Below are 13,342 nucleotides of genomic sequence, written 5' to 3'. Positions count from 1 at the left end.
CATGAAAAAAATGTTGCGCTTTGTCCTTATCCTCATCGTTGCGCTGGGCGTCGCCGGCGGAGCGGGCGTATGGAAAGTTCGCCAGCTGGCGAACAGCAAGATCCTGGTTAAAGACGAAACGATCTTTACCCTGAAAGCGGGAACCGGCCGTCAGGCGCTTGGGGAACAGCTCTATGGCGACAAGATTATCAATCGTCCACGGGTATTCCAGTGGCTATTGCGCGTGGAGCCTGAGCTGTCACATTTCAAAGCTGGTACCTATCGCTTTACGCCGGGAATGACCGTCAGAGAGATGCTGCAGCTGCTGGAAAGCGGTAAAGAAGCCCAGTTCCCCCTGCGGTTTGTGGAAGGGATGCGCCTGAGCGATTACCTCAAACAGCTGCGTGACGCGCCGTATATCAAACATACGTTAAAAGACGATAGCTATCAGACGGTGGCAGAAGCGCTGAAGCTTGAACATCCGGAATGGGTGGAAGGCTGGTTCTGGCCAGACACCTGGATGTACACGGCAGGCACGACCGATGTGGCTATCCTGAAGCGGGCGCACAAAAAAATGGTTGCCGCCGTAGATGCCGCCTGGGAAGGGCGGATGGAAGGATTGCCTTACAGCGATCCGAACCAGTTCGTGACCATGGCCTCGATCGTCGAGAAAGAGACTGCCGTCGCTGCTGAGCGCGATCGGGTGGCGTCGGTATTTATCAACCGTCTGCGCATCGGCATGCGCCTGCAAACCGATCCTACCGTTATCTACGGCATGGGCGAGAGCTATATGGGCAAGATTTCCAGAAAAGATCTGGAGACGCCAACGGCGTATAATACCTACGTGATAAGCGGTTTACCGCCAGGCCCGATTGCCACGCCGAGCGAGGCGTCGCTGAAAGCCGCCGCGCATCCGGCTAAAACACCGTATCTCTATTTTGTGGCTGATGGAAAAGGGGGGCATACCTTTAACACCAACCTTGCCAGCCACAATCGCTCTGTTCAGGACTATCTGAAGGCACTTAAGGAAAAAAATGCGCAGTAAATACATTGTCATTGAGGGACTCGAAGGGGCGGGTAAAACCACTGCCCGCAACGTGGTGGTGGATACGCTCAAAGCGCTTGGCGTGGCGGACATGGTATTTACCCGCGAGCCGGGCGGCACGCAGCTGGCTGAAAAGCTGCGCAGCCTGGTACTGGATATCAAATCCGTCGGTGACGAAGTTATCACTGACAAGGCCGAAGTGCTGATGTTCTACGCGGCCCGCGTTCAGCTGGTTGAGACGGTTATCAAACCCGCCCTGGCCGAGGGCAAGTGGGTGATCGGCGACCGTCACGATCTGTCGACTCAGGCGTATCAGGGCGGAGGACGCGGCATCGACCAGACAATGCTCGCAACGCTGCGTAATGCCGTATTGGGTGATTTTCGCCCCGACCTGACGCTCTATCTGGATGTGACCCCGGAAGTGGGTCTCAAACGTGCCCGCGCGCGCGGCGAGCTGGACCGCATTGAACAAGAGTCGTTTGATTTCTTTAACCGCACCCGCGCGCGCTATCTTGAGCTGGCCGCACAGGACAGCTCAATTTGTACCATTGATGCGACGCAGTCCCTGGACGACGTCACGCGCGACATTCAACACACCATTACGCAGTGGGTGCAGGAGCAGCAGGCATGAAATGGTATCCATGGTTGCGCCCACACTTTGAACAGCTGATCGGCAGCTATCAGGCGGGTCGGGGGCATCATGCGTTACTGATTCAGGCATTGCCAGGAATGGGTGATGATGCGTTGATTTATGCCATCACTCGTTTTCTCATGTGTCAGCAGCCGGAAGGGCACAAGAGCTGTGGTAAATGCCGTGGCTGCCAGCTGATGCAGGCGGGCACGCATCCTGACTACTACACCCTTGAGCCTGAGAAGGGCAAAAGCGCGCTCGGTATTGATGCCGTGCGTGAAGTCAGTGAAAAATTGTATGAACATGCGCGGCTGGGCGGTGCAAAGGTGGTTTGGCTTAAAGACGCCACGCTGCTTACCGAGGCTGCGGCTAACGCCCTGCTTAAAACCCTGGAAGAGCCGCCGGTTAAAACGTGGTTTTTCCTCTCATGCCGTGACCCGGGACGATTGCTGGCGACGTTGCGCAGCCGTTGTCGTCTTCATCACCTTGCAGTACCTCAGGAATCGTGGGCGCTGAGCTGGCTTGAACGAGAGGTGACAACGTCACCTGAGAGCGCGCTGACCGCCTTGCGCCTGAGCAGCGGCGCGCCCGCGGCGGCGCTGGCACTACTGCAGCCTGACGTCTGGTCAGAGCGAGAAACGCTCTGCCGGGCCGTGGATGCATCACTGAACAGTCACGACTGGCTAAGTTTATTGCCTGCGCTTAACAGCGATCGGGCCGTTGAGCGTCTGCACTGGCTGGCCTCCTTACTGCTGGATGCGCTCAAAATCCAGCAAGGGGCAACGCTGCTGACCAACCCGGACGCGTGGCCGCTGGTGAATACGCTGGCGAACCGCCTCTCGGGAAAGATTCTTCACGCGATGCTCCATGAAATTTGCCAGAGCCGTGAACAGCTTTTAACCGTGACGGGCCTTAATCGCGAGCTTTTACTGACCGACCAGTTACTGCGTATCGAACATTACCTGCAACCCGGCGTCACACCGCCTGTTTCCCATCTCTGAGAGAGACATTATGTTTTTAGTCGACTCACACTGCCATCTTGATGGCCTGGATTATCAATCCCTGCATAAAAACGTGGATGACGTGCTGGCAAAAGCCGCTGCCCGCGATGTGAAATTCTGTCTTGCGGTAGCAACCACGCTGCCGGGCTACCGCTCCATGCGTGAGCTGGTGGGCGTTCGCGATAACGTGGTGTACTCCTGCGGCGTGCACCCGTTGAATCAGGACGAGGCGTACGACGTTGAGGATCTGCGTCGACTGGCAGCAGAAGAGGGCGTGGTGGCGATGGGCGAGACCGGGCTGGACTACTTTTACACGCCGGAAACCAAACCGCGCCAACAGGAGTCCTTCCGCAACCATATTCGCATTGGCCGGGAGCTGAACAAGCCGGTTATCGTCCACACCCGCGACGCGCGCGCGGATACCCTGGCGATCCTCCGGGAAGAAAACGTGACGGATTGCGGTGGCGTACTACACTGTTTCACAGAAGACAGAGAAACGGCGGGTAAGCTGCTTGATTTGGGGTTTTATATCTCGTTTTCGGGGATCGTGACGTTCCGTAACGCTGAGCAGCTGCGTGATGCTGCACGTTATGTTCCGCTCGATCGCATTCTGGTGGAGACGGATTCTCCGTACCTGGCACCGGTACCGCATCGCGGTAAAGAGAACCAGCCCGCTATGACGAGAGATGTGGCTGAGTACATGGCCGTACTGAAGGGCGTCAGCATCGACGAGCTGGCCCGTGTGACGACGGAAAACTTCTCCACGCTGTTCCATATCGACCCCGCCCGCCTGCAATCTGTTTGATACACCTGTTTTTTTTAGGCTCGTAATTAATAAGTAAAGCGAGTAAAGTTCACCGCCTCATTTGGGGCGGTGAGTGTGTATTTAGACACATCCGGACATGCTTTTTGTAAATAACTGAAAGTTTTTCGACCGCCTTAAGCTGAAACGTGATAGCCGTCAAACAAACTCAGAGGGAATTATTTTACTCTGTGTAATAAATAAAGGGCGCTTAGATGTCCTGTCCACGGCACGGTACTCCCCCCGGGCCAATGCGTGAAAGCGTAAAAAAAGCACAAATACTCAGGAGCACTCTCAATTATGTTTAAGAATGCATTTGCTAACCTGCAAAAGGTCGGTAAATCGCTGATGCTGCCAGTATCCGTACTGCCTATCGCAGGTATCCTGCTGGGTGTCGGTTCTGCTAACTTCAGCTGGCTGCCAGCCGTAGTGTCCCACGTGATGGCCGAAGCAGGCGGTTCTGTCTTTGCTAACATGCCACTGATCTTCGCGATCGGTGTGGCTCTGGGCTTCACCAATAACGACGGCGTTTCTGCGCTGGCTGCAGTGGTTGCCTACGGCATCATGGTGAAAACCATGGCTGTGGTTGCGCCGCTGGTTCTGCATTTACCGGCAGCAGAGATCGCTGCGAAACACCTGGCGGACACCGGTGTTCTGGGCGGTATCATCTCCGGTGCGATTGCAGCGTATATGTTTAACCGCTTCTATCGCATCAAGCTGCCTGAGTACCTGGGCTTCTTCGCGGGCAAGCGTTTCGTTCCGATCATCTCTGGTCTGGCAGCGATTTTCACTGGCGTGATCCTGTCCTTCATCTGGCCACCAATCGGCTCTGCTATCCAGACCTTCTCTCAGTGGGCTGCTTACCAGAACCCGGTTGTGGCGTTTGGTATCTACGGCTTCATTGAGCGTTGCCTGGTGCCATTTGGTCTGCACCACATCTGGAACGTTCCATTCCAGATGCAGATTGGTGAATTCACCAACGCAGCAGGTCAGGTGTTCCACGGCGATATCCCACGTTACATGGCGGGCGACCCAACTGCAGGTAAACTGTCTGGTGGCTTCCTGTTCAAAATGTACGGTCTGCCAGCAGCGGCGATTGCTATCTGGCACTCTGCTAAGCCAGAGAACCGTGCAAAAGTGGGCGGTATCATGATCTCCGCAGCGCTGACCTCGTTCCTGACCGGTATCACCGAGCCGATCGAGTTCTCCTTCATGTTCGTTGCGCCGATCCTGTACGTTATCCACGCGATTCTGGCGGGCCTGGCGTTCCCAATCTGTATCCTGCTGGGTATGCGTGACGGTACGTCCTTCTCTCACGGTCTGATCGACTTCATCGTTCTGTCCGGTAACAGCAGCAAACTGTGGCTGTTCCCAATCGTGGGCGCGTGCTATGCCGTTGTTTACTACACTATCTTCCGCGTGCTGATTAAAGCACTGGACCTGAAAACTCCGGGTCGTGAAGATGCGACAGAAGACAGCAAAGCTGGTGCGACCAGCGAAATGGCTCCGGCACTGGTCGCAGCGTTCGGCGGTAAAGAGAACATCACTAACCTGGACGCGTGCATCACTCGTCTGCGTGTGAGCGTTGCCGACGTGGCGAAAGTAGACCAGCCGGGTCTGAAAAAACTGGGCGCAGCGGGCGTAGTTGTTGCAGGTTCGGGTGTACAGGCAATCTTCGGTACCAAATCCGATAACCTGAAAACCGAAATGGATGAGTACATCCGCAGCAACTAAGTTGTGACCTGGGGAGACTAAGGCAGCCGAATGGCTGCCTTTTTTATTTGTGTGGTGTGTAGTGCCAATACTCAGAAATCGTAGCTCGCGCTTACCGAGACGTTCAGCGGTGCGCCATAAACCACATAAGAGCCGACATAATCGTAATACTCTTTGTCGAACAGGTTGTTGACGTTCGCCTGAACAGCAAAATCTTTGGTGACCTGATAACGGCTGAACAGGTTAACCAGCCCGTAGCTGCCTTGCTCCGCGCGGGAACGTCCTGCCGGGCCGCCTTCCACGTCCGTCCACACTTTGTTCTGCCAGTTTACGCCACCGCCCACGGTCAGTTCCGGCAGCTTTGGCAGTTGATAACGGGTGAACAGCTTCATGGTTGTGCGCGGCTGATCGGAGCTTACGGCGTTGTCATTCTTATCTTCAGCAATGTAGCGGGTCGCGCCGAAGGTCAGCTGCCAGTTATCGGTCAGGGCACCGTTGAGTTCGAACTCAATACCTTTGCTCACTACGCCGTCCAGCGATTGATAAATCGACTCACCGCTCGGCATGTAGGTATACGTATTGCTTGCTACGTTATCCTGCTCAATGCGGAAAATCGCCAGCGAGGTGGTAAGACGGGTATTGAACCAGTCTGCTTTCACACCGGCTTCGTAGCTTTTGCCCGTAGTGGGGTCGAGATAGCGTCCGCTGGCGTCCCGCTTGTCCTGGGGCTGGAAAATGGAGGTATAGCTGACGTAGGTCGACCAGTCTTCATTGATGTCGTAGACCAGGCCCGCGTAGGGCGTCACGTCATCTTTGGTGCTTTCCAGACGGGTGTCCGGGGAGCCCGCCGGGTTATAGCGAATGTTGTAGTTGGTATAACGCGCGCCGAGGATCAGATGCAGCGGATCGGCCAGCGAGAAGCGGGCGGAGGTATACGCTGAGGACTGGCGAATGTCGTCCTGGCTGTAGAGTTTCCACGGCGTCCACTGCGGGTCGGCAATGTTACCGTTCCAGTTCTTAAAGTTACCCACATTAACCATGCCGTAAACCGCGTCAGGCATTGAGTTGTCGTAATGGTTACGCTGACGGCTGAAGCTGCCGCCGAACATCATTTCGTGCTGACGGCCTAAGAGATCGAAATCGCCGCGCAGGAAAGCGTCTATGGCATCCTGTTTACGTTCGCCACGGTTCCAGCCGCCGTAGCCTACCATGCCCGCACCGGTCTCTTTATCCGGATAGCCGGACATATACATCAGCTTAGAATCGAAGTTGGTTTCAGCATGCATGCCGTTAATATGCGCTTCCCAGCCATTATCGAAACGCTGCGTCAGGTTAGCGAAGATGCGGGTGCTGTCCTTGTCCGAGTAGGCCCAGTCAGGCGCTACGGTCTGGCTGCGACGGTAATCGGTCTTACTTCCGTCGCTGTACCATGTCGGCAGCCCGCCCCAGGTTGGGTCGGCGGTGTTACTTTCCTGATACTCATACCCCACAGAGAGGGTAGTGCTGTCGGTGACGTCCGCATCCATCACGCCATAGAGGAATTTCTTCCGGTAGTGATAGTTATCCATGAAGCTGTCATTGTCCTGATAACCCGTGATCAGACGGCCCCGTACCTTGCCTGACTCCACCAGTGGCGCCTGAAGATCCAGCACGTATCGCTGTTTATCCCAGCTGCCGTAGCTGGCCGAGACGTTACCTTTGAATTCATTGCTGTCCGCATGTTTGCGCACCATATTGACGTACGCCGCCGGGTTGCCCGTCCCGGACATCAGGCCGGTGGCACCGCGGACCACTTCGATGCGGTCATAAATCGCCGTATCGGCGGCGGTATCGCCAAAGTTCCACACTTCGCTGATGGAGGTTGGCAGGTCGTCATAGGCATAGTTGCTGACGAAGAACCCGCGTGAGTAAAACACGGTACGGTCGCTGTCTTGCACCTGCGCCGTTACGCCCGTGGTGTTAGTTAATACCTGACCGATTGACTGCAGGTTCTGATCGACCATGCGCTGCTGGCTAATCACGCTGACGGACTGAGGGATATCACGGGGAACCAGCAACAGCTTCGTACCGGTGGTGGTGGTTTTTACGCTGTAATCCCGTTCCTGACTTGCTGAAGGATCCTGCGTTTGCTCAAAACCGCCGTCAACAACGACGGTATCTTCGGCTGATGATGCAGCGAATGCGGCGGCTGGCGTCAATGCCATAGTAATGCATACTGCCAGCAACGAAGGCGTTGCGACAGGCTGACGTTTCCCATCCCTGGTGAGATGAATGAAAGACATGATTAAACCCTTATGAACGATGAAGAGGGTATGCGTCAGTCCCGCGGACACGGGCTGGCGTCGTTTTCTATGTTAAAAATGCGCATGAAAATGCAAATGCGAAATATACGCATTGCCATTAATGCTGTAAACAGATGTGTAGACCGGAACTGAAATAATGTTTCAGCCCGTTAAAGCCTGCGAGCGGTCACTCTTCAGTCAGCTGATGAACATTCACGAAAGAAATCGGGGGAGGAGGTTGAAAGGACAGGAGAAACTCGCTCATACTCTTGAATTGTGTCACACACCTATCCCGGGAGTGTGTTTACAGCGGACGCATTGCGCCAGATTAAATAAAAAAGGAAAAGGTCATGGCTGAAGAAACGATTTTCAGTAAAATTATCCGTCGCGAAATTCCGTCGGATATCGTCTATCAGGATGAACTGGTGACGGCTTTCCGGGACATTTCCCCTCAGGCCCCGACGCACATCCTTATCATTCCCAATATTCTGATTCCGACTGTAAACGACGTAAAAACCGAGCATGAAGTGGCGTTAGGTCGTATGCTGACGGTGGCTGCCAAAATCGCTGAACAGGAAGGGATTGCAGAAGACGGTTACCGTCTGATCATGAACTGCAACCGTCATGGTGGCCAGGAAGTTTATCATATTCACATGCATCTGCTGGGTGGACGTCCTCTGGGGCCGATGCTGGCACATAAAGGTCTTTGACATGCTGAAAGGGCGTATTGCAGCGCTGGTAATGGCGATGATGATTGTGGGGTGCAGCTCGCGTCCGGCGATCCCCGTGAACGATGAGCAGACGCTGGTCATGGAGTCCTCCGTGCTTGCCGCGGGGATCACGGCACAACAGCCCGCGTTGACCATCAGTGAAATCAACTCATCTGCCTCCTCTACGCTCTTTAATGAAAGACATGAGCCAGTGACGGTCCACTACCGTTTTTTCTGGTATGACGTAAGAGGTCTTGAAATGCATCCGCTGGAGGCGCCGCGTAGCGTCACCATTCCGGCCAGGTCGTCGGTAACGCTCTATGGCAGCGCCAACTATCTGGGTGCGCATAAGGTGAGACTTTATCTTTATCTCTGAGGGGTGAACCTTGATTAAAAATTTGAGCCGCTATGCGCTCGTGACAGCTTTCGCTCTGTTTCTTGCAGGGTGTGTGACCCGAACTGAACAGCCTGCGCCTGTGGAAGAGGCTAAACCGGGCACTGAACAGCCGACACCGCCAACGCAGCAGCAGCCAACCGTGCCGTCTGTACCGTCTATTCCGGCGCAGCCAGGCCCGATTGAACATCCGGACCAGACGTCACAGCCCACGCCGCGCGTGCGCCATTACGACTGGAACGGGGCAATGCAGCCGATGGTAGGCAAAATGTTGCAGGCGCAGGGCGTGACGGCGGGCAGCGTGTTGCTGGTCGACAGCGTGAACAACCGTACCAACGGTTCGCTGAACGCGGGTGAAGCCACGGAAACCCTGCGTAATGCTCTGGCTAACAACGGTAAGTTTACGCTGGTCTCGGCTCAGCAGCTCGCGGTCGCCAAACAGCAGCTGGGCCTGTCGCCGCAGGATAGCCTCGGTACCCGCAGCAAGGCGATCGGCATTGCCCGTAACGTTGGCGCACAGTATGTGCTTTACTCTAACGCTACCGGTAACGTGAATACCCCAGCCCTGCAGATGCAGCTGATGCTGGTTCAGACAGGCGAAATTATCTGGTCAGGTAAAGGTGCGGTTACGCAACAATGACGGCACGCGTGAAGAGATTCTGACGCGCTATTTTCCTCAGTACCGCCTTATCGCGCCGCAGGCCCACTCCGGGCTTGGCGGCGCGAGTTGCATTATAGAGCAGGGCGAACGACGTCTGGTCTTGCGGCAAAATCACGACCCCTCTGCTCCTGCCTCTCATTTTCGTCGTCAGTTTCGTGCCCTGAGACGTCTTCCGGCGGATCTCGTACCTGCCCCTCGTTTTTTCAGACAGGGCTGGATGGCCGTGGACTATCTGGAAGGTGACGTTAAAAGCGCGCTGCCGGACACGCCGGAGCTTGCGGCGATGCTGTATCATCTGCACCGGCAGCCACGCCTGGGGTGGCGAACGACGTTATTCCCTCTACTGGAACAATACTGGCAGCAAGCCCTGCCAGACAGACGTACTCCAGTGTGGCTGGCACGTCTTAAGCGGCTGCGTAAAACGGGCGAGCCGCAGCCGATTCGGCTCGCGCCGTTGCATATGGATGTTCATGCCGGGAATATTGTTCATACGCCAGCGGGCATCAGGCTTATCGACTGGGAGTATGCGGGAGATGGCGATGTGGCGCTGGAGCTGGCGGCAGTCTGGACGGAGAGTGACGCCGCGCGGCAGATGCTCATCAGGGAGTACGCCCGGGTGGCACATATTGACCCCGACGCGCTGAGGCGTCAGGTCAGACGCTGGCGACCCTGGGTCATCATGTTAATGGCGGGCTGGTTTGAAATGCGCTATCGGCAGTCCAGAGACAAACAATTTATTGCGCTGGCAGACGATGCCTGGCGTCAGTTACAAACTAAAGGATAAGAGAGGTGGATGTGGGTCCAGTCATGTTGGATGTAGAAGGGTTTGAGCTGGATGCGGAGGAGCGTGAAATTCTGGCGCATCCGCTGGTGGGTGGCCTGATCCTGTTTACCCGCAACTATCACGATCCGGCGCAGCTGCGTGAGCTGGTGCGTCAGATCCGCGCCGCGTCGCGCAATCATCTGGTGGTGGCCGTCGATCAGGAAGGCGGACGCGTGCAGCGTTTCCGCGACGGTTTTACCCGCCTGCCCGCAGCCCAGTCTTTTGCCGCGCTGCTCGGCACGGAAGAGGGTGGAAAACTGGCGCAGGAGGCCGGCTGGCTGATGGCCAGCGAAATGATTGCCATGGATATCGACATCAGCTTTGCCCCGGTGCTGGATGTCGGGCATATCAGCGCTGCCATTGGCGAGCGCTCATACCATGAAGACCCGCGTATTGCGCTGGCAATGGCGACCCGGTTCATCGACGGCATGCACGATGCAGGCATGAAAACCACCGGGAAACACTTCCCGGGGCACGGGGCGGTGACGGCGGATTCTCACAAAGAGACGCCGCGCGATCCGCGTCCGGAAGCGGAGATTCGCGCCAAAGATATGTCGGTTTTCCAGTCGCTTATCACCGATAACAAGCTGGATGCCATTATGCCCGCGCACGTGATTTACAGCGACGTCGACCCGCGTCCGGCCAGCGGATCTCCGCACTGGCTGAAAACCGTTCTGCGCCAGGAGCTGGGCTTCAACGGCGTGATTTTCTCTGACGATTTGTCGATGGAAGGTGCCGCGATCATGGGCAGCTACGCTGAACGCGGTCAGGCATCACTGGATGCAGGTTGCGATATGATCCTGGTCTGCAATAATCGTAAAGGTGCCGTTAGCGTGCTGGATAACCTGTCGCCGATCAAAGCAGAGCGTGTTACACAATTGTATCATAAAGGTTCATTTAGCCGTCAGGAGCTGATGGATTCGGCGCGCTGGAAGACGGTCAACGCCCGGCTTGAAGACCTGAATGAGCGCTGGCAGGCACATAAAGCCAGCCTGTAAACCCTCCCGGAAGGCGTAGCGTGGTGAGAAGACGATGATCATCTATTTACACGGTTTTGACTCAAACAGCCCTGGTAATCATGAGAAGGTGCTGCAGCTGCAGTTTATCGATCCGGATGTACGATTGATCAGCTACAGCACGCGCCATCCGAAGCATGATATGCAGCATCTGCTCAAAGAGGTGGACAAGATGTTGCAGCTCAACGTCGACGATCGCCCGTTGATTTGCGGCGTGGGGCTGGGCGGCTACTGGGCGGAGCGGATTGGCTTCCTGTGCGACATTCGCCAGGTGGTGTTCAATCCTAACCTGTTCCCGAACGAGAACATGGAAGGCAAAATTGACCGCCCGGAAGAGTATGTCGATATTGCGACCAAGTGCGTCAGCAATTTCCGTGAGAAAAACCGCGACCGCTGCCTGGCGATCCTTTCCCGTAATGATGAAGCGCTAAACAGCCATCGGGCAGCAGAGCTGCTGCATCATTACTATGAGATTGTCTGGGACGAAGAACAGACCCACAAGTTCAAAAACATCTCCCCTCATCTGCAGCGTATCAAAGCGTTTAAAACGCTGGGTTAATCAATTACCCGCATGCATCAAAGCCCGGCCGCGAAAGCGTACCGGGCTTTCTTTTTGTCCAGAATTGTCTACTTTTAAGCCATCAAAACTTGATGCATATCAATTTTGGTATGACCAATGCGCCTGACGTGGTATTCTCAATGCACCTGAATGGTTTCAGTGCTGTAACCTGTTGTTAATTAAGGGTTATTTTTATAACTTTTAATTAACAATTGGTTAATAATTTGAGGGGGTCACGTTGACTACGCCATTGAAAAAGATAGTGATTGTCGGCGGTGGAGCTGGCGGGCTGGAGCTGGCTACACAGCTGGGCAAGAAGCTGGGTCGCGGTAAAAAAGCCAAAATTACGCTGGTGGATCGTAACCACAGCCACCTGTGGAAACCGCTGCTGCATGAAGTGGCGACCGGTTCTCTGGATGAGGGCGTGGACGCGCTCAGCTATCTGGCGCACGCGCGCAACCATCATTTCCAGTTCCAGCTGGGCTCGGTGGTCGACATCAACCGTGAAAGCAAAACCATCACCCTGGCAGAGCTGCGCGATGAAAAAGGGGAGCTGCTGGTTCCCGAGCGTAAACTGGCGTACGACACGCTGGTCATGGCGCTGGGCAGTACCTCCAACGACTTCAACACGCCGGGCGTGAAAGAGCACTGTATCTTCCTCGATAATCCGCACCAGGCGCGTCGTTTCCATCAGGAAATGCTGAACCTGTTCCTGAAGTACACCAATAACATGGGTGCGAACGGCAAGGTCAATATCGCGATTGTCGGCGGCGGCGCGACGGGCGTTGAGCTGTCAGCGGAGCTGCACAATGCGGTGAAACAGCTGCACAGCTACGGTTACAAAGGGTTAACTAACGAAGCGCTGAACGTCACGCTGGTTGAAGCCGGTGAACGCATCCTGCCTGCGCTGCCTCCGCGTATTTCCGGTGCGGCGCACAATGAACTCACCAAACTGGGCGTGCGGGTGCTGACGCAGACCATGGTGACCAGCGCCGACGAAGGCGGCCTGCACACCAAAGACGGCGAGTATATCAAAGCGGATCTGATGGTCTGGGCGGCTGGTATCAAAGCGCCTGACTTTATGAAAGAGATCGGCGGTCTGGAAACCAACCGCATTAACCAGCTGGTCACAGAGCCAACGCTGCAAACCACGCGTGACCCTGAAATCTTTGCTATCGGTGACTGTGCCTCCTGCGCGCGTCCTGAAGGTGGATTCGTGCCGCCGCGCGCGCAGGCCGCTCACCAGATGGCAAGCCTGGTGCTGCACAATATTCTGGCGCAATACAAAGGCAAGCCAATGAAAGCCTATGTCTACAAAGACCATGGTTCACTGGTGTCGCTGTCAAACTTCTCTACCGTCGGCAGCCTGATGGGCAACCTGATGCGCGGCTCAATGATGGTAGAGGGGCGCATTGCCCGCTTCGTGTATATCTCCCTGTACCGCATGCACCAGATTGCGCTGCACGGCTACTTCAAAACCGGACTGATGATGCTGGTGGGCAGAATCAACCGCGTGATTCGTCCGCGTCTGAAGCTGCACTAATCTTTCACTCCCTCCGGGCCCTCCGGAGGGATTTTTTAGCATATCATGCTGCGCATCACAGAATGAGTGCTTAAGAGTTCTCCTAAATACAATATATCTCCCCTCAACGCCCCTTTTTTGATCCTTTATCTTATTGGCGAAGTGCGGCCTCCATTGCAAAATTGTTACCAATAGCAACAAAGG

At 55.4% G+C, this 13,342-nt stretch carries 13 protein-coding genes; 12 read left to right on the top strand and 1 reads right to left on the bottom strand.

The features are described 5' to 3' along the window. Position 1: 1 nt before the first annotated feature. The 5 genes from yceG (at position 2) to ptsG (ending at position 5,192) form a co-directional block, all read left to right on the top strand. Positions 2-1,024 (top strand): cell division protein YceG, encoded by a 1,023-nt coding sequence (yceG, locus tag ACOTZB_RS04745; protein WP_023311154.1) that lies wholly within the window; start codon positions 2-4, stop codon positions 1,022-1,024. After that, positions 1,014-1,655, top strand: coding sequence for a dTMP kinase (gene tmk / locus ACOTZB_RS04740; protein WP_023311155.1), 642 nt, complete (start codon positions 1,014-1,016; stop codon positions 1,653-1,655). The genes yceG and tmk overlap by 11 nt, the downstream gene beginning before the upstream one ends. Continuing rightward, the gene (holB, locus tag ACOTZB_RS04735; RefSeq protein WP_196365879.1) at positions 1,652-2,656 is read left to right on the top strand and encodes a DNA polymerase III subunit delta'; all 1,005 of its coding nucleotides are present in this window, start codon (positions 1,652-1,654) and stop codon (positions 2,654-2,656) included. The genes tmk and holB overlap by 4 nt, the downstream gene beginning before the upstream one ends. Before the next feature lie 10 nt (positions 2,657-2,666). Beyond that, positions 2,667-3,461 (top strand): metal-dependent hydrolase, encoded by a 795-nt coding sequence (locus ACOTZB_RS04730; RefSeq protein ID WP_421626576.1) that lies wholly within the window; start codon positions 2,667-2,669, stop codon positions 3,459-3,461. A 297-nt stretch (positions 3,462-3,758) separates the two neighbouring features. After that, positions 3,759-5,192: a PTS glucose transporter subunit IIBC gene (ptsG, locus tag ACOTZB_RS04725; RefSeq protein ID WP_421626575.1), complete on the top strand. Its 1,434-nt coding sequence runs from the start codon at positions 3,759-3,761 to the stop codon at positions 5,190-5,192. Positions 5,193-5,263: 71 nt separating this feature from the next. On the opposite strand, the gene fhuE is transcribed toward ptsG, so the two are convergent. After that, on the bottom strand, positions 5,264-7,453 hold the full coding sequence (gene fhuE / locus ACOTZB_RS04720) for a ferric-rhodotorulic acid/ferric-coprogen receptor FhuE (RefSeq protein ID WP_421626574.1): 2,190 nt from the start codon (positions 7,451-7,453) through the stop codon (positions 5,264-5,266). Positions 7,454-7,803: 350 nt separating this feature from the next. Here fhuE and hinT point away from each other — a divergent pair, with 350 nt between their 5' ends. From hinT to ACOTZB_RS04685, 7 genes are all read left to right on the top strand, one after another. Then, complete coding sequence (hinT, locus tag ACOTZB_RS04715) at positions 7,804-8,163, top strand: purine nucleoside phosphoramidase (protein WP_006809243.1); 360 nt, start codon at positions 7,804-7,806, stop codon at positions 8,161-8,163. A gap of 1 nt (position 8,164) precedes the next feature. Then, the gene (locus ACOTZB_RS04710; protein WP_023311159.1) at positions 8,165-8,539 is read left to right on the top strand and encodes a YcfL family protein; all 375 of its coding nucleotides are present in this window, start codon (positions 8,165-8,167) and stop codon (positions 8,537-8,539) included. Positions 8,540-8,549: 10 nt separating this feature from the next. Continuing rightward, positions 8,550-9,197: a penicillin-binding protein activator LpoB gene (gene lpoB, locus ACOTZB_RS04705; protein ID WP_023311160.1), complete on the top strand. Its 648-nt coding sequence runs from the start codon at positions 8,550-8,552 to the stop codon at positions 9,195-9,197. After that, positions 9,178-10,002, top strand: a complete 825-nt coding sequence (gene thiK / locus ACOTZB_RS04700) for a thiamine kinase (protein WP_421626572.1) — start codon at positions 9,178-9,180, stop codon at positions 10,000-10,002. Before lpoB ends, thiK begins: the two co-directional genes overlap by 20 nt. A gap of 11 nt (positions 10,003-10,013) precedes the next feature. Further along, positions 10,014-11,039, top strand: coding sequence for a beta-N-acetylhexosaminidase (gene nagZ / locus ACOTZB_RS04695; RefSeq protein ID WP_047650889.1), 1,026 nt, complete (start codon positions 10,014-10,016; stop codon positions 11,037-11,039). Between the two features lie 34 nt (positions 11,040-11,073). Then, complete coding sequence (gene ycfP, locus ACOTZB_RS04690; RefSeq protein WP_047650880.1) at positions 11,074-11,616, top strand: alpha/beta hydrolase YcfP; 543 nt, start codon at positions 11,074-11,076, stop codon at positions 11,614-11,616. 238 nt (positions 11,617-11,854) lie between these two features. After that, entirely contained in the window at positions 11,855-13,159 is a 1,305-nt protein-coding gene (locus tag ACOTZB_RS04685) for an NAD(P)/FAD-dependent oxidoreductase (RefSeq protein ID WP_047650881.1), read from the top strand. Positions 13,160-13,342: the final 183 nt, after the last annotated feature.

It is taken from the genome of Enterobacter cloacae complex sp. SHL020 (assembly GCF_049236945.1).
Lineage (GTDB): Bacteria > Pseudomonadota > Gammaproteobacteria > Enterobacterales > Enterobacteriaceae > Enterobacter > Enterobacter dykesii.
The sequence above is the reverse complement of the archived record's forward strand: the minus strand, read 5'-3'. Positions and strand labels throughout refer to the sequence as shown.

Excerpts from the sequence above, each read along its gene's own strand:
- holB (WP_196365879.1), top strand. The coding sequence starts at position 1,652 with ATGAAATGGTATCCATGGTTGCGCCCACACTTTGAACAGCTGATCGGC.
- ycfP (WP_047650880.1), top strand. The coding sequence starts at position 11,074 with ATGATCATCTATTTACACGGTTTTGACTCAAACAGCCCTGGTAATCAT.
- ACOTZB_RS04730 (WP_421626576.1), top strand. The coding sequence starts at position 2,667 with ATGTTTTTAGTCGACTCACACTGCCATCTTGATGGCCTGGATTATCAA.
- tmk (WP_023311155.1), top strand. The coding sequence starts at position 1,014 with ATGCGCAGTAAATACATTGTCATTGAGGGACTCGAAGGGGCGGGTAAA.
- hinT (WP_006809243.1), top strand. The coding sequence starts at position 7,804 with ATGGCTGAAGAAACGATTTTCAGTAAAATTATCCGTCGCGAAATTCCG.
- yceG (WP_023311154.1), top strand. The coding sequence starts at position 2 with ATGAAAAAAATGTTGCGCTTTGTCCTTATCCTCATCGTTGCGCTGGGC.
- ptsG (WP_421626575.1), top strand. The coding sequence starts at position 3,759 with ATGTTTAAGAATGCATTTGCTAACCTGCAAAAGGTCGGTAAATCGCTG.
- fhuE (WP_421626574.1), bottom strand. The coding sequence starts at position 7,453 with ATGTCTTTCATTCATCTCACCAGGGATGGGAAACGTCAGCCTGTCGCA.
- ACOTZB_RS04710 (WP_023311159.1), top strand. The coding sequence starts at position 8,165 with ATGCTGAAAGGGCGTATTGCAGCGCTGGTAATGGCGATGATGATTGTG.